This window comes from Candidatus Sordicultor fermentans (genome assembly GCF_012728195.1).
In the GTDB taxonomy this organism is placed as follows: Bacteria; Atribacterota; Atribacteria; order Atribacterales; family Caldatribacteriaceae; genus Sordicultor; species Sordicultor fermentans.
This window is the reverse complement of the sequence record NZ_JAAYFP010000138.1, coordinates 1-20913: the sequence shown is the minus strand read 5'-3', so window position 1 is coordinate 20913 and position 20913 is coordinate 1. Positions and strand designations below refer to the sequence as shown.

Below are 20913 nucleotides of genomic sequence, written 5' to 3'. Positions count from 1 at the left end.
TTAACTGAAGCACCTACTTTGATTATAATATCCGATGGGACAAAAACTCTCCAGAGCGGAGATCCAGTGATGTTCAGTAGAACCATAACTTTTACCGGTCAAGGTCCAGCTAATGCTGTAATCCAGATACGTCAAGGAGAAACAATAATAGGTACTACTACTACCGATGACGCAGGAAGCTTTACCTGGAGCTGGGACTCTGGTACTACGGAAGAGACTTTTGTTTTTAATTTTACCGCTAAAGTTCCCGACCGAGAAGAAAGTACTCCCACCTCTTTTACTATTGTGGTGGATGGAACCGGGCCCTATCTTGTCTCTGCTTTAGCTAAAGCAGATCCACTGTTCGAGTCAGCTCCTACTATAACGGTTAGTTTTAACGAAGCTATTGTAGTAAACGATATGAATCTATTTACCTTAGTTCCTGGTGGTTTCTGGACAGTAAGCATATCTGGGGCTTCCGTTTTTACTCTCACTACCATTCATTTAGCTGATGATCAAAAAACAGTTACTCTAAGTGGCAACTGGATGAGTGACCAGTTAATCGCCGGAGACCTTTTGGAGGTTATTTTTCACCCAGCAAGTCCTTTAGTTGTTGCTGATAAAGCAGGAAATCCTTGCACCTCTCCTACATTTGTAGCTGTACCTGTCTCTTCCTAAGTATTAAATGGGAAAGAAAGCAATTTGCCTTCCTCGAGAAAATACTCGAGGAAGGCAAATTTAATCTAACATCCCAAGCAATTAAAACAACATTTTACTAATAAATACTATTTAAAGTTTAGCTTTTTCTCCGTATTTCCAACCTGCTTTTTCCATTTCCCGGATGAATTTCACCACACAATCTACCAGCGCTTTAAACATCTTCTCTCCTTTTTCCGGAGTCCCTTTGATAGGATCTCCGGTAGCTCCACAAGGGGTGATTTCGCTGAACTTCCACTTAATATCTAAATTATCAGGAAGGTCGGGAACTACTCCTCGAGCATTTTCCATCCTGGTAAGTTGAGGATAGAGATGTAAAACGATGGAAGTTTCTCCTTCTCCTGCATGCCCGAGGCCTTCCCACACTTCAAAAGTGTGAGGAGGGAGTAATTCTCCAGCTTTCACCCACCAGGCATCTAAAGAGGCAATAAAAGAATCAGGATGTTTTACCTTAATAGAGCGAGATGCTATTTCAATAGGGGCTATATTACCATCGTGTCCATTGATGATAATAATATGGTTAATCCCTTGTCTTATAGAAGAATCCAGAATATCTTTTAATACTTCTACCAGAACTTCAGGTCGAAGAGTCAAAGTAAAAGGAAAGTCATCATAATGGAAACTCACCCCATAAGTTACAGGAGGTAGAACTAAGAGCCCTTCTACTTTTTTGGCTACTTCTTCTGCAATGGCTAAGGAAACCAAAGTATCGGTGCCAAAAGGCAGATGAAAACCATGATTTTCTGCTGATCCCACCGCCAGAATAGCTTTATCAAATTTACCTTCTTTAAAATCAGTGTAGGTAAGATGAGGATGGAAATATTTTTCTCTCATTATTATTATTCCTCCTTTTAGATGATTTTAACTCATTCTTGAGTGGCGTTTTCCCATTATTCCTTCTGGCTTCCAGAGCATGATCACAATGAGCAATGTAGCATAAATCAACTCTATCAGCCCATAAATTTGTAATCCCTCTTCTACCGGCTTTAAAGCATAGCGTAGAGCAATAAGAGAAGCTGCTCCTACTATCGGCCCGGAGGTGGTACCCATTCCCCCTATAATAAGCATAGTCACAATTTGAAAAGTGAGGAAAAAAGAAAATTCAAAAGGACGAATAGCTTTAGTAAAATGAGCGTACAATCCTCCTGCTACCCCGGCAAAAAAAGCTCCCACTGCAAAGGATAAAAGCTTATATTTCATAGGATAAATGCCCAGAGCTTGAGCAGCAGTTTCGTCCTCTCTAATGGCCAGCATTGCCCGACCAAAACGAGAATTTACTATTCTCCAAACCACATAAACAGAGATAAACAGCCAGAGATAAGTCCAGTAAATATTAGTATAAGAAGGAATAGCGTTAATTCCCATGGAACCTCGAGTAATTCCCCGTAAAGTTTTGGCAAAAGTAGTAACAATTACCATAAAGCCCAAAGAAGCTACTGAAAGATAATGACCTCGCAAACGTAAAACAGGAGCTCCTATTAAAAGAGCAGCTATGCTTGCCAAAAGACCACCAGCTACAAGAGCAGGAAAAAAGGGCCAGGAATATTCTGGTCCTCCTAAAAAAGAGGGAAGAAGAGGAAGTTCATAAGCTTCTCGTAAAACAATAGGAAAAGCTAAAAGAGTAGAGGTATAAGCACCTATAGCCATGAAAGCAGCATGACCCAGGGAAAAAAGGCCAGTATAACCATTGGTTAAATTCAGACTCACAGTAGTAATGGAATAAATACCCATCAAAATTAGAATGTGAACCAAATAACGGTTGAGCAAGTGGTCAGCTAAGAAAACCCCTACCAGAAGAATTAATCCCCCCACTAAAAACCACAGTTCAGGAAATTTGTTGATTTTTCTCATACCCGTACCTCTTCCTTAACTCCCATAATACCAGAAGGTCTGACGAGCAAAACTAAAATCAAAATAGCAAATACTATCCCATCTCGATACTCAGAAAAATACGTGGGCAGAAAAGCAGTAGACAGGATTTCAGCTAAGCCCAATATAACGCCCCCCACCATTGCTCCGGGAACACTTCCCACTCCTCCTACTACCACTGCCACAAAAGCTTTCACACCGGTCAAAAATCCCATATCGTAAGAAATCTGTCCATATTTAGCTCCCCACATAAAACCAGTAAAAGCAGCCAGGGCTGAGCCTAAAACAAAGGCTACGGAAATCACCCGGTTGATTTCTATTCCCATGATGCTGGCTACTTCCAGATTCTCCGCTATAGCCCGCATGGCTATACCCATTTTAGTTTTTTTGATAAAAAGGTGGAAACACCACATAATAGCAATAGAAGCTCCAATGATAAATAAATCAATCGTCCTAAAAGTTAAAAATGAAGTACGAAAAATAGTAGTAAGATAAGAAGGGGCTTTAAAAGCATAAGGCTGAGGAGAAACTACCATTTTCATAAAATTTTCAATAAAAGTATAGAAGCCCAAAGAAGTAATGAGTAGAGCCACTTCCGGGCCCCCGCGTAGTTTGCGATAAGCTACTATATCTAAAACCAGACCCATCAACCCTCCAAAACCCAGAACTAAAAATATAGTAGCCACCAAGGGAATACCCAGACGAACTAGAATAAAATAAGTGAAAAACGCTCCCAAAGTAATTAATGCGCCATGGGCAAAATTGATGAGTCGCAGGATACCATAAACTACTGTCATTCCTAAAGCTAAAAGAGCGTAAATACAACCCAAAACCACTCCATTCATGGTCTGCTGTAATAAATAACCCAGAGAAAACATATTTATCCTCCCAGATAAACTTTTTTTACATCTTCCCGAGACCACACTTCTTCGGCTATCCCTTGAACTTTTACCACACCAGTTTCTAAGAGGTAAACATAATCACAAACTTTCAAAGCCATGGTAGCATTTTGTTCCACTAACAAAATAGTTACTCCTTCCTTGCGAATATTGGCAATGAAAGAATACAATTCTCTGACTAAAAGAGGAGCTAATCCTAGGGAGGGTTCATCTAAAAGTATCAAAAGGGGACGAGACATCAAGCCCCGCCCTAAAGCTAACATTTGCTGCTCTCCTCCACTCAAAGTTCCCGCAATCTGTTCCTTTCTTTCTTGCAAACGAGGAAAAAGAGTATAAATTCGATTTAAGTCTTTTTCTACTTCTTCCTTATCGGAACGATGATAGGCGCCCAAAAAGAGATTTTCTTCTACCGAAAGACGGTTAAAAATTCCTCTGCCCTCTGGCACCAAAGTTATGCCCATTTTTACCCGTTGAGGAGGAGAAAAAAAGTTAATACTTTCACCCTGATAATAGATATTTCCCTCAGCGGGCTTAAGAATCCCCATGATAGTTTTTAAAATAGTAGTTTTGCCTGCTCCGTTGGCTCCCAAAAGAGCCACAATTTGTCCTTCTCGCACTTCTAAGTTAGCGTTATGTACCGCAGGTATGACTCCATACTTCACTGTTAAGTTTTCTATTTTAAGCAACTACATCACCTGTTCCTAAATAAGCTTCAATTACCTGGGGATCATTTTGTACTTCTTCTGGACTACCCATGGCAATAACTGACCCATAATCAATAACCTGAACCACTTCAGCTAACCCCATAACTAAAGACATCCTATGTTCTACAATGATCAAAGTAAGTTGAAACTCTTCCTTAATCCGTCGTATTAGCTCCGCTAAATCTTCCGCTTCCTGAGTGTTCATGCCTGCTGAAGGCTCGTCCAGAAGAACTAATTGGGGCTTGGTCATTAAAGCTCGAGCAATGTCCAGTTTTCTTTGCAAACCATAGGGAAGGTTAGAAGATACTTCTTCCCGATAAGGAACAAGGTCAAAAACTTCTAAAATATAATCTACTCTTTTTTTAATTTCTCTTTCCTCGCGGAAAAATGAGGGAAAACTAAACAAACTACTCCAAAAATTACATCGAGCATGAAGATGAGAAGCGATTTTTAAATTCATCTCTACAGTCAGCGAAGAAAAAAGTCTTAAATTTTGAAAAGTGCGAGTAAGCCCCAGGGCCACAACCTGATCAGGGCGCCAAAAAGTAATATCTTTTCCTTTAAAAATTATTTTTCCCCGGGTAGGTTTTATTATTCCACTGATCAGATTAAAAATGGTGGTTTTACCCGCTCCATTAGGCCCAATCAAGCCGTAAACACTATCTGGAGGTAATTTTAATTGATAACCACTTACTGCAGTTAAACCTCCAAAACTTTTCCATAAGTCTTCTACTTCTAATATGAAATACGTCATCTTTTTATTTCTCTCCATATATCAAAAAGGCGGGCTCAAAGCCCGCCTTCATGTGTTCATTTGGCAATCTTAGGATCAGGTAAATATTGAGGAGTAATTTGCTTTATAGTAGCAAATTTCCCGTTTTTCACTTCAATTATGGCTACCGATTTATCAGGTATCTGACTGCCTTCCTTGTAAGAAATAACACCCGATACCCCCTGAAAATCCTTAATTTGAGATAAACCTTCTGGGATACTCTTAGGATCATCGGTGCCTGCTATTTCTATAGCTTTAGCTAAGACTTTTAAGGTATCGTAGCCTAGAGCAGCAAAAGCATTTTCAGGAGGGTTACCAAACATAGCTTCATAGGCTTCCTTAAACTGCTGAACAACAGGGTTGGGATCTTCTAAAGACATATGAGTGGCAAAGACCACTCCTTCAGCATATTCTCCGCCGGTCTCCACTAAAAGAGGAGTATCAAAACCGTCTTCACCAAAGATAGGAATAGTTACTCCTCCTTCTCTAATCTGTTTGACGATTAGCCCGCAATTACCAGGAATCCCTCCTACGTAAACAAAATCTACCTCTCCTCGATCCTGGTATTCTTTAAGACGAGCTACCATGCTGGAAAAATCTGTCCAGCTGGTTTCAAAGTAGTCTTCATAAGCGATTTCTCCACCATAATGTTTCATGGCATCTGCAAAATAGGCACAAACCGCCACACTAAAGTCCACTGCTGTATCTACCCAAATAGCACCCTTTTTAAGTCCTAAATCATTTATGGCATATTCAGCAATAGCCGCTGCTTGAGCGTTATCACCAAAGCAGGCTAGCCAGGCACCAGTACGCTCTGGTATACGGGGATGAGTAGCTCCAGGGGTAATAAAAGGAACGCCATATTCCCGGGCCAAGGGAGCAGCAATATTCACCCAGTGAGTATCACAGTAGCCTATCAGAGCACACACCTTCTCGTTTTCCACTAATCTGATTACTGCTGCTACAGTTTCTCCCTCATCAGCTTTCGTATCTACTGTTTTAAGTTCAATTGGTCTTCCCAAAACCCCTCCTGCCTGGTTAATCTCTTCAGTCGCTAATTTAATTCCATTGAGAGCTGGAGTGTCAATAGAAGCCCAAGGTCCCGTGAGACCCATTACTATCCCCACCTTAATAGCTTCCTGCGCATAAGCCAAAGATGCACCCCCCACTAAAAGAAACGCCAAAATCACAGTTAGTAGTTTTTTCATAGCTCTACCTCCTTTAAACTATTCTTATAACTTTATATCCTTCTAAGAGTTATTAGTCAACATACAAAGTGGCTCTTCCATTTCTTTTTTCCAGTAAGCTAAAGGCAATATTCCCCCATTGGCACCCCATCCTATTTCTCCCTGGCTATTGACTGCAATAACTCCACAAAATATCTTTTTCTCCCGAGCTAATTCTATCCCCATATTCACCGCTTTTTGAGCATCTACTTTCTCCATCCATTCTCCAATCCGTCGAGCTAAACCCCATCTTATTATTTCCTCTCCTTCACCAGTCATAGATACTGCTCCGAAGGGACAGGCAAAAGTTCCACAACCTATCAAGGGAGAATCTCCGACTCTCCCGGGAAGCTGCATTTTCACTCCTCCAGTTGAGGTTCCCGCAGCCAGGCTTCCCTTTTCATCTTTAGCTACTGCACCTACTGTTCCCCAGTGAGTTTCCCGCAATTTTTCCCGGGCTTTCTCTAAGTAACAGTGATAGATGGGATTTTTTTCTTTCTCTGCTTCACAAATGGATTCTTTCAGGGTTTCTATGGTTAATTCTGCTACCGGATTGTAAGGCTCAAATCCCAGAAGACTAGCAAACAAATTAGCTCCCTCTCCTACAAGGAGTATATGACGGGGTTTTTCCATTACTGCTCGGGCCACAGAAATGGGGTTTTTAACATTTTTAATAGCTGCTACGCCTCCACAAGAATAATCATTTTTCATCACGCTAGCTGACATTTCTATTTCTCCCAAAAGATTGGGAAAGGAGCCAGTTCCAGCATTTAAGCGAGGGTCATCCTCCAAAATCTTTATTGCGCTTTCCACTCCATCAATGGCTTCTTTTTCTCTCATTACCTCTCGAGCCATTTCGCAAGCTCGAATTAAGGTGTCAAAAGCCAAGAAATCTTTCTCTGATAGTCCTCCATGAACTACTACGACCATTTTTTATTTCTGTCCCTCCTTTACTTACTAATAAAACCTTATGTATTATTGTATAGCACGAACAAAGAGAGATCTTGAAAACAAAAGAGAATCAGGCAAAAAGAGATAGTTGCTCTGCTCGCTTTATCTTTTTACCATTCAAAAGGATAAAAGGCAAAGCCTTATCTATCCGCACTCCCAGCCGGGAAAGCGCTTTAGGGTCATGAAAAGTACTCTCTCGGCGCAAATTTATAATCCGTCGTGCCGAAGTCGTCCCTATACCAGGCACCCGGATTAAAACTTCCCAGGGAGCAGAATTTACTTCCACCGGAAAAAACTCAGGATGGTGATTGGCCCACAAAACTTTAGGGTCAAGAGATAAAGGAAAATTACCCTCTTCGTCAAAGATTAACTCTTCAAAAGAAAAGTTATATCGACGAAGTAAAAAGTCAGCTTGATATAGACGATGTTCTCGCCAGGTAGATACGGGAGGTTTGTAAGAAAGAGGGGTATCAGCAACTGGCTGAAAAGCACTATAGTAAACTCGAGCTAAACCAAAATGCTCATAAAGCTGAGAAGTAGTATGCATGATTTCTCTATCGGTCTCCTTGCTTCCCCCTACCACTAACTGAGTAGTAACCCCGGCAGGAGCAGAAAGCCCTTTTTTCTTCTGACTTTCAAACCATTGAAACTTCTGCCAGATACCAAAAAAATTCTTTTGAGGAGCAATTTGGCAGAGGCTTTGGGGAGTGGGAGCTTCTAAGTTAACCGATACTCGAGTAGCCAGTTTGACAGCTTCTTCTAAGTAATCGTTGCTCACATCAGGCAATATTTTGAGATGGAGATAACCGGAAAAATGGAGACGATAGCGCAAAATTTCTGCCACTTTTAGCATCTCGTTCATAGCCCAAGAAGGGCTTCTATCCACAGCAGAGCTTAAGAAAAGCCCTTTTACCATCCCCCTCTGGTAAAGATGCCAGAAAAGACTCGCTAATTCTTCAGCAGAAAAGGAAGCGACGGGGTGGCCTCTTCCTTCCCGATTGGCACAGTAAAGGCAATTATGCACGCAATTATTAGAAAGAAGGATTTTGAGAATGTTTACTTTTTTCCCGCCATCGGGGAGATTAACCGGATAAATCCAGCCTCCCTGAGGATGGCGCTTTCTTGATTCCTCCCCTCCACATGAACCGCATAAATCAAAACGAGCTCCCTCTCCTAAAATTTCTATCTTGTAATCTAAGTCTAAAGAAGCTTTCCCCATTTTTATCCCTTATCTATTCTACTCCACTTAGCTAATTTTAGCTACTCGAGAAAGGGACCACCTCGTATCTTCCTTACATCATCCAATTCAGGAATATTAACAACCTCCTCAATACTTAAATTTCTAACATGCTCGGTTTTTACCCAGTGTTTTTGGTTCCCTGATAGAAAGAGAGAATAAAATACAACAGGTATCCAGGTAATCCCGTACCAGGCATAATAAAAGAGATAAACGACATATTTAAAGGTAACTTTCCCTTCTCGCAGAGAAGGACCAATAACTATCTGGTAAACACTTTGCAAAAGAGCAAAAGGTATCCACCAATACCAAAAAAAGAATAAACCCGAAGCGGGGGAACTAATTATCCAGCGTGTTACTTCAAAAACAGTTAAAACAAAACTTAAAATAACAATAAAGGGAGTCAGAAGATAAAGGAAATAATCCAGATATTGAAAACGAAAAGTGGTGAAAAATTTAGCTAATAATTTAGGCCCATAATGCCAGCCTACCCAGTAATGACCTTGCATCCATCTTAATCTCTGACGATGAGAAGCCAGATAAGAAAGGGGTTTTTCGTCATAAGTTATTGCCCACTCATTCCAGTGTACTTTCCCTCCAGAGAGAACCAGTTTAGCACTAAACTCCAAATCCTCAGTCAAACTCTGGAGGTCCCAGCCTAAACGCTTAATACAGGAAACAGTAATAACTAAACCAGTCCCTCCTAATGTTGCTGATAACCCCCAATTAGCTCGAGCTAATTGCCAGAAACGATTGGTATACCAGTAGGCTAAGGCATAAACCCTGGTAAGCCAGGAATCAGAAAAATTCTTGGTATCCAGATAGCCCTGAACAGCTTCTGCCCCGGGATGGGCTTCTAAATAATCGTTCATCTGAGAGAGAAAATGAGGATTAGCTAAATTATCAGCATCAAATATAACTACTGCTTCGTATTCATCAAGAGGGATATTGTTCAATGCCCAGCGAATATTCTGAGTCTTTCCCGGATGGAGAGGATCGTTACGCAGTAAAGCTATTCCACCATACTCCTTTGCAATTTCTGGGGTAGCATCGTTACAGGCATCACATGCTACATAAACATCAAAGAATTCCCGGGGATAGCTTTGTTTATTGAGACTATCCAGCAGAGAGCCGATAACTTTTTCTTCGTTATGAGCAGGAACCAAAATAGCAAAGCGCCGCAGAGAAGAAGCGGGGGGTAAGGGCTTTGCTGGCCAAAAACCACGAAAACTCACGATGGCCTGGTATATTCCGTAGAAGCAAAGAAAAACAATGACCCATTGGACAAAATCCAGCTCTAACGACTTAAAGCGAGGGAAGAACGGCCAATACAATATATCACTCCTTTTTTAATAGTTCAAAAAACCTACCAACCAGCACCATTTTTCACGTACAAATAAAGGTCGTGTTCACTATCCACAGCTACTGGTTTCCAGTTCTTCAAAACCCAAACATAGGAAACAATACGAGCTCCTGGTTTTAATTCTCGCTGGAATTTTTCTTGCAAAAGGTCATTTACGTGAGAATATAAAAATATGGTAACCACGTCTGCTTCTTTTAAATCTACTTGATGCAAATTACCAAAAATTACTTTTACCCGGCGGGAAAGCCCTCTTACCCAGACTTTCACCAGAGCTAAAAAATAGAGCCACGGATTAAGTTCTACTCCCACTGCCCGAGCACCAAATTCTCGAGCAGCACAAATGATAATCCTCCCATCCCCGCAGCCTAAATCATAAACTACCTCATCAGGCTTAACTTCAGCCATCTCTAACATTCTTCTCACTCTTTTCATATCCGTAGGTTGCCAGGGAATACCATTAAAGAAAACCGGGAAAAACCAGAAAAAAAATAAAAGAGCTACAGCGATTATAAATAGCCCTATCCCCCAGATCATAACTGTTCGCCCACAAATTTTTCTGCTAAATAAGAACTACGAACTAAAGGGCCACTGGCTACTCCCCGAAAGCCTAAAGAGTAAGCTATATCTTCATACCAGGTGAAAACCTGGGGAGGAACGTATTCTTTTACCTCTAAGTGCCGGGGAGAAGGGCGAAGATATTGACCAATAGTAACCACATCACATCCCACACCTCTTAAGTCCTCTAACACTTCTAACACTTCTTCCTTTCCCTCCCCAAGACCTACCATCAAACCCGATTTAGTGATAATTGAGGGAGAAATCTCTTTTACCCTCTTAAGGATAGTTAATGACCTCTCATAAGAAGCCAGAGGTCGCACCACAGGGTAAAGACGAGGTACAGTTTCCACGTTGTGGTTAAAAACTTCTGGTTGCTCTTTTACTACCACTTGCAAATCTTCTTCTCTGCCTTGAAAATCAGGAGTGAGAACTTCTATTGTAGAAAAAGGGAGAACTTTGCGAATTTCTCGAATGGTAGCCACAAAATGATAGGCACCTCCATCAGGAAGGTCATCCCGGGTGACTGAGGTGATAACCACGTGCTTCAATCCCAGCTGCCGAGATGCTTCCCCCACCCTTCTTGGTTCTTCAAAATCCAGAGGCTGAGGTATTCCTTTTTCTACCGCGCAAAAACGACACCGTCGAGTACAGATGCTTCCCATGATTAGAAAAGTGGCTACTTTTCTCGCAAAACATTCTCCTCGATTGGGGCAACGGGCACTCTCACAAACAGTATGAAGAGAAAGAGATTGGAGCAATTTTTGTGTTTCTTCTCCTTCTCCCAGGGAGATTCTCTTTTTTATCCAGGAAGGTAAACTATTCAAAGACTTAATCCCCTTTCTAAAATCAAATCAACTTTAGATATTTCTTTCACTCGAAATCCTAAAACCTCTCCTAAGTCTTGAGCCAGAAATTCTTGCATCTTTTCTCTTTCTTCCAGTGAGTAAAAATGACCAGTAACATGCTCCAGGGAAGTTACTCCTTTATCAATGATACCACAGGGAACAATGTAACTAAAATGGGGAAGAAAAGTGGAAATATTAAGGGCAAAACCATGATAAGTAACCCATCTCTTTACTGCTATACCTATAGCAGCAATTTTCTGGGGTGTCTCTCGCCTGACCCATACTCCGGTGTAAGGAGGAAGACGAAAGGCTTCCACTTCAAACCTCCTCAAAAACCGGATTATAGCTTCTTCTAAAGAACGCAAAAAAAGATGAACATCTTTTCTCCAAAAATTAAGATTTATTATAGGATAACCAACAATTTGCCCCGGCCCGTGGTAAGTGATGTCTCCTCCTCTTTCTACTTCATACAATTTAATACCCTCTTTCTCTAAAACACTTTCATCTACCAGAAGGTGATTTCGAGAAGCTCCTTTTCCTAGAGTAAAAACCGGAGGGTGTTCCATCAAAAGAAGAAAACCGGGGATATTTTCTCTTTCTACTTTATCTCGGAGAGACAACTGCAGACTATGGGCAAATGAGTATTCTACCTGTCCTCCTCGGACAAACCAGAGTTTTTCCACTTATCCTACCACGACTTTGCCAGACATAAACTTGGCGGAGAGGGTGGGATTCGAACCCACGAGGCGAGGCTTAACTCGCCTAATCGCTTAGCAGGCGACTGCCTTCAGCCACTCGGCCACCTCTCCGCTTTTCGTTAGTATATCATATTTTTTTATTTTCTCAACTTCTATAATCTTAACAAGTTTTGGGTAGCCACTTTATGACACTATCAGCTAACCTATAGTTAGCTGAAATAACGCCGGAGCACTATATATCCAGGCGTGTGCGACAGTTTCTTCCCTTCTGTCCCCGCAAGCACAAACAGCTTACAGAGTAGAGCTACAGTGAATAATACTCCTATAGCTCTTAGAAAACATAACCCAGTAGTATTTAACCCACCTTGCGCTATAAGTGTCAGAAATTAGCGCTATAACAGGCTTTTCTTTTTAAGGACTCCCATTTTCTGGTAACACGGATTTTTTCTGCCAGAATGGTCTATCTTTATACTTTAATGCCTGATATATTTTTCTTACTTCTTCTTCTAGTTGTTCATTATCCTCACTATAAAAATGGTTTTTTAATCTCCAAAAAGGGGGGCGTTATCCGGATATTTTCTCCCCCGGAGGTGGAAGAAAAAAGATTAAAATTTAGAGATCATGGTTGGCGGGTTGTATCAATTATTATATACTGGAAAGGCACAGATACAGTAGCTATCAAGCAGAAGAGAATCTCGCCACAGATGAACGGGGATTCAATATTTTAGATACCTCTCCAGATTGAGTGAGCCTTTAGCTATACCAAGCAACTCGGCATCATCTACTACGATTACCCTGGTAGAAAGAGAACCTCAAAGGAGAGCCAACGCTACCAGGAGTTCGTCACTGGTAAAAAATATTTTAGGGAGGTGTAGCCATGCGATACGGTCACTTTGAAGGAAGGGAATACGTGATTACTAACCCTCACACTCCTGTAAAGTGGATTAATTATGTAGGGACTATTGACTTTGGTGGTTTTGTGGATCACACCGGGGGAATGCTCATCTGCAAAGGCGATCCTGCACTTAACCGGATCACTAAATATATCACTCAACTTCCTGCCTCGGAGTTTAGGGGATCCACTATTTATGTTAGAAGAAGGAAAGCTAATCGAAATTTCCTCTATTCTCCCTATTATGTGCCCACTTTACATTTATACGATCTTTACGAGTGTCGAGTAGGGCTGGGATACTCTCGTTTTATTATGGAATGTGAAGGGCTCCGCTCAGAAATAACGGTGTTTGTGCCGGAGGGGGAAAGCGTAGTGTTACAAGATGTAAGGATCAAAAACATAGGAAAAGACCCCATAGATGAATTAGATATAATACCTGTAGTGGAATACTCCCATTTTGATGCACTCAAACAGCTTACTAATGCAGATTGGGTTCCCCAAACTATGACAAGTAAAGCCATAGGAAACCCGGGAAGCTTACTTATTCTCAGACAATGTGCCTTCATGCAAATAGGGAGAGCAGAAAATTTCCTTACTTCTAACTGGCCAGTTTCTTCTTTTGAGACTGATAGAAAGCGCTTCCTGGGAGCTAATGAATATGGAACGTGGACATCTCCACTTGCTCTCAAACAAAAAGAATTGAGTAATTTCGAACCGCTACGGGGAGATAACATTGGAGCTTTAATACACCACCTTGGCACTCTCCAGCCCGGAGAAGAACGAAGACTCATTATCCAGCTGGGACAAGCAGAGTCTGTAGAAAAAGCGATACCGGCCATTGAGCGCTTTCGAAAACCAGAAGAAGTGGATGCTGCTCTTTCCCAGATGGAGTGTTTCTGGGAAAATTACCTGAACGTATGCCAGGTGGAAACTCCGGATAGAGAGTTTAATCTACTGGTCAATACCCACAATCCCCGACAGTGTTTTATTACCCTTAATTGGTCCAGATATCTTTCGTACTACCAGTTAGGATACGGAGAGCGAGGCATTGGCATGAGAGATTCCAGTCAGGACGTAATGGCTGTGGTCTCTGGAGCTCCCGAGCGGGCTAAGAATCTACTCAGAAAACTCCTTTCAATTCAAAAACAAAATGGTTCAGCGATGCACCAGTTCAACCCCCAAACTATGGAGGCTACCATAGGCGATGCACAAGAAATGAAAGATAGGCCCAAATATTATGGAGATGACCATCTGTGGTTAGTTTTTGCCGTATGTCATTACCTCACAGAGACTGGTGATTACACTTTCTTAGAGGAGAAAATACCCTTTTACGAGAAGGGCGAAGATGGCAAACCCTTAGAGGTAGTTACTGTTCTGGAACACCTGGAGCGAGCTGTAGGGTTTACATGGAACAATGTAGGTGCTCACGGAATACCCCTTCTGGGCTTTGCAGACTGGAACGACACAATAAATCTCAGAAACGGTGCGGAGTCATTTTTCATTGCCCATCAGTTCAGTAAGGCATGCAGAGATCTCTGTGAGCTTATGGAGTATTTGGGAGAAGAAGAAAAAGTTAAGAAACACCAGGCCTACGCTGAGGAAATGAAAAAGCGAGTAAATGAAGTAGGATGGGATGGTGAGTGGTATTTACGGTATTTTGACTATGATGGTACTCCTCTGGGTTCCAAGCAAAATACTCAGGGAAAGATTTTTACCAATGCCCAGTCATGGGCAGTAATTTCGGGTAATGCTCCTCTGGAAAGGGCCAATAAAGCTCTAGATGCGGTATACACCTATCTTCATACCGAGTACGGAATAAAGCTCAGCACACCAGGATACGACCATTACGATCCGAATATAGGTGGAGTTACTACTTATCCCCCTGGTGCAAAAGAGAACGGAGGAATCTTCCTTCATGCCAATCCGTGGGTAATAATAGCTGAATGTATGATGAGAAATGGAGAGAGAGTTTATCAGTACTTCAGCGAAATCAATCCCATCAAGAAAAACGAGATCATTGATATTTATGAAGTAGAGCCCTATGTATTCTGTCAAAATATCCTGGGTGACGAGCACCCTCAGTTTGGGTTGGGTAGAAATAGCTGGCTCACTGGAACAGCGAGCTGGATGTATCAGGCAGCTACCCAATATATCCTGGGGGTGAGAGTTTCGCATCAGGGTTTAATAATCGATCCTTGTACTCCTTTTGAGTGGAAGATCTACACCGTAAGGAAAAAGACAAGAGGAGCGTGGTACACGATTACCGTACACAATCCGTCTCACGTATCAGAAGGTGTTAGGTCCTGTACAGTAAATAACGAGACTGTGCCTCTGGATAATGGCCGGGTGGTGATTCCTTTCGCGCCAGAGGGCTCGGAAAATACGGTGGAAGTAGTGCTTGGACAATGAGAAATGAGAAGAAAATAGTGGAACTCACTAACTGGTGAGCAACCTGCGGCACAAGATAAAAGTACAAATAATTAAGAAATTAAAATAATTCGTCGGAAAGATGCAGAACAACATACGGTGTGGAATAAAAGATGTACTGAGAGAGTAAAAACTTCTCGATCATAGAAGGATAGGCTCTTTTTTCCTTATTGTTCTGTGATATAATCAAGCAAGTGAAATTCTCACCTTCCAAAAGGTGAAATAAAAATATAACCCTTAGTCGGGTGAAAAGGAATCAGTAAGTGTCTTCTCCAGAGAGGAAATTTGCTGTCTTAACTGCCGATATAATTGGCTCTCGAAAATTAAAAGACCGGGGTTTTTCCAGAGAGCAAATAGAACAGGCCATTTCCGAACTTAATATAGCCAGAAAGACGTTTATTGCCTCTAAATTTTGCCTCCTGAGAGGAGATGAAATTCAGGGAGTGGTTTTTCCCCCTCAGAAGGCCATAATGATGGTTAGATACTTACGTTTTTATCTAAGACCAGTTCAGGTCAGGGTGGGAATAGGAATAGGAGATATCACTACAGAAATAGATAGAAATAACCCCTGGAATATGGATGGCAGTTCTTTTCATCGAGCCAGAAAAGCACTGGAGGAAATAAAAATTTCTCGTCAACCCGCTACCTTCATTAATTCTCTCGAAGAAAACTTCGATTATAATCTGAACGTTATTCTGGCTTTAATGGATGTAATAAGTAACCGCTGGACAGATGGTCAGTGGGAAGCTATCCATACTTATGAACAAATGGGGACTTATCAAAAAGCAGCGCAAGTTCTGAAAGTGAGACCGCAAAATGTAGCCAAACGTTGTCAGGCTGCTCATTGGAAAGTATTTTCTGAGGCGGAAAAGCACATTCATAACCTGATAAGCTCAAAATTTTCCGCTGATAATGAGGAGGAAAATTGAATGGAGCTCTCCAGTAAGTGGCTAATACTGGAGCTATTACTTTTTTCCCATGGTGTGGCTGATTTCGTTTTGCAGAGCAACAAAATGATAGAGAACAAAGTAACAAGACGACGGACCACCTATATTTCTCACTTCTTTATTGTCTGGGGACTTTCAGTCCTGTTTTTATACCCTTTTATTTCCTGGCAAGCGGGAGGAGTTCTCCTGGGCCTTGCTTTTACCCACTTAGTGATAGACTGGATTGGCTACCACCTTACTCCTCCCCACAAAATAGATAGCAATCCTCTGGGCTTTGTATTAGACCAGCTATCTCACTTAATTTTTATTCTCCTCGCCTGGCAATGGCTATGCCACTTCTCCCACCTATCTTCCTTTGGTTTTTACTCTGAGATAATGACGCCAGACTGGATAGAAAAACTAACCAGTGTAATGGTGGTAGGTAATGTATATCTCTATGTGGTCTTTGGTGGAGCTATATTTATAGGAAAAGCAATGCGTTCTCTACCCCAGGAAGTTAGAAAATATGAAATAACCGGGATGGGAAGATATATAGGCATTTTAGAAAGAACCATCATCTTGACTTTTATTCTCTATCAGGCAGTTACCGGGATAGCTTTTGTCTTGATGGCTAAGTCATTAACTCGATATCAAGAATTGAATAACAAATCATTTGCCGAATATTACCTCATAGGAACTCTCTGGAGCACTGCTTTAGCCCTGATAGGAGGGCTATTTTTCTACCTCTGTAAATGAGCTCTAGGGAGCAATCTACAAAAATTTTAGAACCACTTTTCTACTTAGCATATTCAAATCTGATATATTTGCTCCATTGTTAGCATTCCTTTCTTTACCCCTTTAGATTTCACACCTGAAAGGGTAATGTATTTTTAAGGGTGCTGACAATGGAGGTTCTTCTATTTCCTGCTGTACTTTTTAACTTCCGCTGTGCTGCATTTCTATTCTACCAAATACACAAACATACCTGGTCGTTTGGAGCTGGTAGCTGCCATGGCAGTCGTGCAAGAAAATGTCTTGTCTATACATGGGGGCATTCTGACAGCAAGATTGGCGGGGATAAACTGCGCGAAAGATGGTAGATCAAACGCATAAGCTAAATACAGCGAAGGAATGTATCGTAATTAAGGAAAAATTGAATATACAAAACAAGGTGCCCTCGAGATAGATTAGCATTCTGGAGAATTTCACCTGATATCAAACTCAAATACCCCTTAGCAAAAAAGCAAATGAAAGCAGGAACCCTTAAAAATCCGGGAACCTGCCAAACGTCCTCGTTAAGTAATATGAGGGGGTTCACCCCCTCATATTACTTATTATCGTCATCCACTACTCGGTAATCGGCGTCGACGACATTTTCATCTTGAGTAGTTTCGTTTGAGCTACCAGCCTGGCTGGAAGCAGAAGCTTCCGATTGAGCAGTCTTTTGATAGAGCTCCTGCGCCATGGCGTGAGAAGCATTTTGCAAATCGTCCATTTTTCTTCTGATATCGGCTATATCATCTTTATTCATGGCTTCCCTTAAAGCATTGAGAGCGTTCTCTACTTGAGCCCTGGTTTCAGAAGATAGTTTGTCTCCTGATTCCCGCAGGTTTTTCTCTACGGTGTAAATCAGATTATCAGCCTGATTGCGAACTTCAACTTCTTCTTGTCTACGACGGTCTTCTTCAGCATGGAGTTCTGCTTCTCTAATCATTCGGTCAATATCCTCTTTAGAAAGACCGCTCGAGGCTTTAATGGTAATAGTCTGTTCTTTATTAGTAGCCAGGTCTTTAGCTGAGACGTGCAAAATACCATCAGCATCGATATCAAATTTTACTTCAATCTGAGGTACGCCTCGTGGGGCAGGAGGAATACCAGTCAACTGGAATCTGCCCAGAGAGACATTGTCCCGCGCCATAGGACGTTCTCCCTGCAAGACGTGAACCTCTACTGTAGTCTGGTTGTCTGCAGCAGTAGTGAAAATCTGGCTTTTAGAAACAGGAATAGTGGTATTGCGCTCAATTATTTTAGTAAACACTCCTCCTAAAGTCTCAATCCCTAAAGAAAGAGGAGTGACATCCAGAAGAAGTACGTCCTTTACCTCTCCTCCTAGCACTCCTGCCTGAATAGCTGCTCCTACTGCTACTACTTCATCAGGGTTGACTCCTCTTCGAGGTTCTTTCTTGAATATTCTCTCCACTATTTCCTGCACTTTAGGCATACGAGTCATTCCACCTACTAAAACTACAGCATTTATATCCTCTGGCTTCAGACCCGCATCTTGTAAAGCCCGCTCACAAGGACCAATGGTTCTCTCAATAAGATCTATAGTCAATTGCTCTAATTTCGCTCGAGTTAGAGTCATTACTAGATGCCTAGGGCCACTGGCATCAGCGGTAATAAAAGGTAAGTTTATCTCGGTCTGTAAAGCAGTAGAAAGCTCACACTTTGCTTTTTCTGCCGCTTCTTTTAACCTCTGGAGAGCCATCTGGTCTCCTCGTAAATCAATACCTTGATCTTTTCTGAATTCATCGATAATGTAGTCCATTATCCTTCGGTCGAAGTCATCCCCACCTAAGAAAGTATCTCCAGCGGTGGACTTTACTTCGAACACTCCTTCTCCAATTTCTAGAATAGAGATATCGAAAGTTCCTCCACCTAAATCGTAAACGGCAATTACTTCTTCCTTATCCCTACCTAAGCCATAAGCCAGAGCAGCAGCGGTAGGTTCGTTAATAATCCTTTTTACATCCAGACCAGCAATTTTCCCTGCATCTTTGGTAGCCTGTCTCTGGCTATCATTAAAGTAAGCAGGTACAGTTATCACTGCTTCAGTAATTTTTTCTCCCAGATATTCCTCAGCATCTTCCTTGATCTTCCGCAAAATCATAGCAGAAATCTCAGGAGGGGTGTAAACCCGGTCTCCTACTTTAATACACGCCTCACCATATTCGCCAGGAACAATTTCATAAGGTAGAACTTTACGTGCTCTTTCCACCTCTGGGTCATCGTAACGACGCCCCATTAACCGCTTAATGGAATATATGGTATTTTTGGGGTTAGTTATAGCCTGTCTTCTGGCTAACTGCCCCACTAATATTTCGCCGTTTTTAGTAAAGGCTACCACCGAAGGAGTAAGGCGAGATCCTTCTTTGTTAGGAATAATTACTGCTTGTCCTCCTTCCAGGTATGCCGCTACTGAGTTAGTAGTACCTAAATCTATACCAATCACTTTAGCCATATTCTATCATCCTCCTTAGGCCATAAAATCTTTAGAAATCCTATTTACTCTTACTTGAGCAGGACGTAAAACTTCGTCCTGGTAAAAATAGCCACGGCGTGTCTCCTCTACTATTTCATAATCATCATGATCGGGAAGGCATACCGTAGCGATTGCTTCGTGATATTTAGGATCAAACTTTTGTCCTTCGGTTTCAATGGGTTTAACTCCTTCTTCTCCCAGAATAGTTAAAAACTTACGATAAATTAATTCTATTCCCTGAACTATAGCTTCATCTATCTCTTTGGCTTTTGCTTCTCGTATAGCTCTCTCCATATCATCTAAGATAGGCAAAAGTTTGAATATAAGGTCTCGATTGGCCTTTTTTACAAAATCTTGTCGGAAGAGGGTTTCTCTTTTGCGAAAATTATCAAAATCGGCTTTCAATCTTTTCAAATCATTAAGATAATCTTTAATTGCCTTTTCTTTTTCTTCTATTATTTTCTTCTGTTTTTCTACCAAAGAACGTAATTCTTCTATTTCAGAGAGACCACTTTCTTCCAGTTCTCTGTTTTCATTAGTCTCTTCGGCCTCTTTAAGCATTTCTTTTTCTTTCGTCAAGATCGCTGCCCCCCTTTCTTCTGTAATGTCAAATGTAATGTCAATTTTTTACCTTCTTCGACTATCAAATTAAACCACCATTTTGAGCTTTTGTCAAGTAAGGTCAAAAAAATTTTTACCTTTAAAAATCATGTTCTTTTATGGTTAACTATGGTATGGAACCCATTACAACCTGCATCTACTTAACGTTGGTCTTTTGGGTTTTCTAATTTTTATGTTTTTCTTTTCCGGGGTGATAGGAGATTTAACTCTTATAGTTCTGGGGCAATCCCGAGTTTTTAACCTCCGATGTAACCTTGCTTTTAAAATTTGAGTAATTTAACAGGTTTTACGGAACACTATAATATATGATACAATACAACGCGTAAATTTTTTCCCTCCTATAATAGGATAAAATAAAAAAAGGTAAAAACAAAATGGGAGAGATCAGAAATCCTCGGCCGGTAAAGTTATTCATCGCTGTTCTTTATGAAGAAAGAAACATATTAGAAGATATTTTGCCCCAGCTTGAAAAACGATGGGGAGAAATTGAGTGGATTAGTGAGGAGATTCCTTTCACTTACACTGACTATTACCGAAATATTGGAGAAAACTTGAAAAGAGTATTTATAGTCTTCAAACCCTTGATTGACCCAGGAGAATTAGCCGACATAAAAGTTGCCACCAACGAGATAGAAAAAACTACTCAGGAAGGAAAGAAAGAACGAAGAATCAATTTAGATCCCGGTTACTTTGACGGGGGTAAAATTGTGCTGGCCAGTACTAAAAATTTCTCTCACCGCGTCTATCTCTGTAGAGGTATATACGCTGAAGCCACTATTAAATGGGAAAAAGGAGACTTTCGGCCTTTCCCTTATACTTATCCCGACTACCAGAGTCCTGAGTATCGCCCTTCCCTTGGGAAAATCAGAGAGCTTTATCAAAAGTCTCTACACCAAAAAGACGTCGATAATAAAGATTAGATTGTAAAAGCTCTTCGTGTGTTCCGTCACCTCTAACTCTTCCATCT

General features: G+C 41.2%; 19 protein-coding genes and 1 tRNA gene. 5 read left to right on the top strand and 15 right to left on the bottom strand.

Annotation, left to right across the window (positions count from 1 at the left end; all coding sequences use genetic code 11):
• Nucleotides 1–657, top strand: a 657-nt coding sequence (locus GXZ17_RS07365; protein WP_409376648.1) for a hypothetical protein, incomplete at its 5' end; no start/stop codon positions are given.
• A gap of 111 nt (nt 658–768) precedes the next feature.
• Here GXZ17_RS07365 and GXZ17_RS07360 read toward each other — a convergent pair.
• The 13 genes from GXZ17_RS07360 to GXZ17_RS07300 form a co-directional block, all read right to left on the bottom strand.
• On the bottom strand, nt 769–1530 hold the full coding sequence (locus tag GXZ17_RS07360) for a creatininase family protein (protein ID WP_409376647.1): 762 nt from the start codon (nt 1528–1530) through the stop codon (nt 769–771).
• Between the two features lie 27 nt (nt 1531–1557).
• Nucleotides 1558–2547, bottom strand: a complete 990-nt coding sequence (locus tag GXZ17_RS07355; RefSeq protein WP_409376646.1) for a branched-chain amino acid ABC transporter permease — start codon at nt 2545–2547, stop codon at nt 1558–1560.
• Entirely contained in the window at nt 2544–3443 is a 900-nt protein-coding gene (locus GXZ17_RS07350) for a branched-chain amino acid ABC transporter permease (RefSeq protein ID WP_409376645.1), read from the bottom strand. The genes GXZ17_RS07355 and GXZ17_RS07350 overlap by 4 nt, the downstream gene beginning before the upstream one ends.
• A 2-nt stretch (nt 3444–3445) precedes the next feature.
• Nucleotides 3446–4150, bottom strand: a complete 705-nt coding sequence (locus GXZ17_RS07345; protein ID WP_409376644.1) for an ABC transporter ATP-binding protein — start codon at nt 4148–4150, stop codon at nt 3446–3448.
• Nucleotides 4143–4922 carry an ABC transporter ATP-binding protein gene (locus GXZ17_RS07340; RefSeq protein WP_409376643.1) on the bottom strand — a complete coding sequence of 260 codons (780 nt, stop codon included), beginning with the start codon at nt 4920–4922 and terminating at the stop codon, nt 4143–4145. Before GXZ17_RS07340 ends, GXZ17_RS07345 begins: the two co-directional genes overlap by 8 nt.
• Nucleotides 4923–4978: 56 nt before the next feature.
• A complete protein-coding gene (locus GXZ17_RS07335; protein WP_409376642.1) occupies nt 4979–6148 on the bottom strand; it encodes an ABC transporter substrate-binding protein in 1170 nt (389 codons plus the stop codon).
• A gap of 42 nt (nt 6149–6190) precedes the next feature.
• Entirely contained in the window at nt 6191–7096 is a 906-nt protein-coding gene (locus GXZ17_RS07330) for an isoaspartyl peptidase/L-asparaginase family protein (protein WP_409376641.1), read from the bottom strand.
• 91 nt (nt 7097–7187) lie between these two features.
• Complete coding sequence (locus tag GXZ17_RS07325; RefSeq protein ID WP_409376640.1) at nt 7188–8336, bottom strand: radical SAM protein; 1149 nt, start codon at nt 8334–8336, stop codon at nt 7188–7190.
• Between the two features lie 41 nt (nt 8337–8377).
• Nucleotides 8378–9688, bottom strand: coding sequence for a glycosyltransferase family 2 protein (locus tag GXZ17_RS07320; protein WP_409376639.1), 1311 nt, complete (start codon nt 9686–9688; stop codon nt 8378–8380).
• A gap of 32 nt (nt 9689–9720) precedes the next feature.
• A complete protein-coding gene (locus GXZ17_RS07315; RefSeq protein WP_409376638.1) occupies nt 9721–10251 on the bottom strand; it encodes an SAM-dependent methyltransferase in 531 nt (176 codons plus the stop codon).
• Nucleotides 10248–11099, bottom strand: a complete 852-nt coding sequence (gene lipA / locus GXZ17_RS07310) for a lipoyl synthase (protein ID WP_409376637.1) — start codon at nt 11097–11099, stop codon at nt 10248–10250. Before lipA ends, GXZ17_RS07315 begins: the two co-directional genes overlap by 4 nt.
• Entirely contained in the window at nt 11096–11803 is a 708-nt protein-coding gene (gene lipB, locus GXZ17_RS07305) for a lipoyl(octanoyl) transferase LipB (RefSeq protein ID WP_409376636.1), read from the bottom strand. Before lipB ends, lipA begins: the two co-directional genes overlap by 4 nt.
• A 32-nt stretch (nt 11804–11835) precedes the next feature.
• Nucleotides 11836–11929: transfer RNA gene (locus tag GXZ17_RS07300), tRNA-Ser, on the bottom strand.
• A gap of 766 nt (nt 11930–12695) precedes the next feature.
• Here GXZ17_RS07300 and GXZ17_RS07295 point away from each other — a divergent pair.
• From GXZ17_RS07295 to GXZ17_RS07285, 3 genes are all read left to right on the top strand, one after another.
• A complete protein-coding gene (locus GXZ17_RS07295; RefSeq protein ID WP_409376635.1) occupies nt 12696–15119 on the top strand; it encodes a GH36-type glycosyl hydrolase domain-containing protein in 2424 nt (807 codons plus the stop codon).
• Between the two features lie 281 nt (nt 15120–15400).
• Complete coding sequence (locus GXZ17_RS07290) at nt 15401–16066, top strand: SatD family protein (RefSeq protein ID WP_409376634.1); 666 nt, start codon at nt 15401–15403, stop codon at nt 16064–16066.
• Nucleotides 16067–16819: a DUF3307 domain-containing protein gene (locus GXZ17_RS07285; protein WP_409376633.1), complete on the top strand. Its 753-nt coding sequence runs from the start codon at nt 16067–16069 to the stop codon at nt 16817–16819.
• A 571-nt stretch (nt 16820–17390) separates the two neighbouring features.
• On the opposite strand, the gene dnaK is transcribed toward GXZ17_RS07285, so the two are convergent.
• Both dnaK and GXZ17_RS07275 read right to left on the bottom strand, forming a co-directional pair.
• Nucleotides 17391–19304: a molecular chaperone DnaK gene (gene dnaK, locus GXZ17_RS07280; RefSeq protein WP_409376632.1), complete on the bottom strand. Its 1914-nt coding sequence runs from the start codon at nt 19302–19304 to the stop codon at nt 17391–17393.
• Nucleotides 19305–19319: 15 nt separating this feature from the next.
• Nucleotides 19320–19904, bottom strand: coding sequence for a nucleotide exchange factor GrpE (locus tag GXZ17_RS07275; protein WP_409376631.1), 585 nt, complete (start codon nt 19902–19904; stop codon nt 19320–19322).
• A 416-nt stretch (nt 19905–20320) separates the two neighbouring features.
• Between GXZ17_RS07275 and GXZ17_RS07270 the strand changes: the two genes are divergently transcribed.
• Nucleotides 20321–20866 (top strand): DUF4416 family protein, encoded by a 546-nt coding sequence (locus tag GXZ17_RS07270; protein WP_409376630.1) that lies wholly within the window; start codon nt 20321–20323, stop codon nt 20864–20866.
• Nucleotides 20867–20913: the final 47 nt, after the last annotated feature.

Bases quoted from the DNA above. Each gene is read 5' to 3' on its own strand.
- GXZ17_RS07360 (WP_409376647.1), bottom strand. From the start codon at position 1,530: ATGAGAGAAAAATATTTCCATCCTCATCTTACCTACACTGATTTTAAA.
- GXZ17_RS07355 (WP_409376646.1), bottom strand. From the start codon at position 2,547: ATGAGAAAAATCAACAAATTTCCTGAACTGTGGTTTTTAGTGGGGGGA.
- GXZ17_RS07350 (WP_409376645.1), bottom strand. From the start codon at position 3,443: ATGTTTTCTCTGGGTTATTTATTACAGCAGACCATGAATGGAGTGGTT.
- GXZ17_RS07340 (WP_409376643.1), bottom strand. From the start codon at position 4,922: ATGACGTATTTCATATTAGAAGTAGAAGACTTATGGAAAAGTTTTGGA.
- GXZ17_RS07335 (WP_409376642.1), bottom strand. From the start codon at position 6,148: ATGAAAAAACTACTAACTGTGATTTTGGCGTTTCTTTTAGTGGGGGGT.
- GXZ17_RS07330 (WP_409376641.1), bottom strand. From the start codon at position 7,096: ATGGTCGTAGTAGTTCATGGAGGACTATCAGAGAAAGATTTCTTGGCT.
- GXZ17_RS07325 (WP_409376640.1), bottom strand. From the start codon at position 8,336: ATGGGGAAAGCTTCTTTAGACTTAGATTACAAGATAGAAATTTTAGGA.
- GXZ17_RS07315 (WP_409376638.1), bottom strand. From the start codon at position 10,251: ATGATCTGGGGGATAGGGCTATTTATAATCGCTGTAGCTCTTTTATTT.
- GXZ17_RS07295 (WP_409376635.1), top strand. From the start codon at position 12,696: ATGCGATACGGTCACTTTGAAGGAAGGGAATACGTGATTACTAACCCT.
- GXZ17_RS07285 (WP_409376633.1), top strand. From the start codon at position 16,067: ATGGAGCTCTCCAGTAAGTGGCTAATACTGGAGCTATTACTTTTTTCC.
- dnaK (WP_409376632.1), bottom strand. From the start codon at position 19,304: ATGGCTAAAGTGATTGGTATAGATTTAGGTACTACTAACTCAGTAGCG.
- GXZ17_RS07270 (WP_409376630.1), top strand. From the start codon at position 20,321: ATGGGAGAGATCAGAAATCCTCGGCCGGTAAAGTTATTCATCGCTGTT.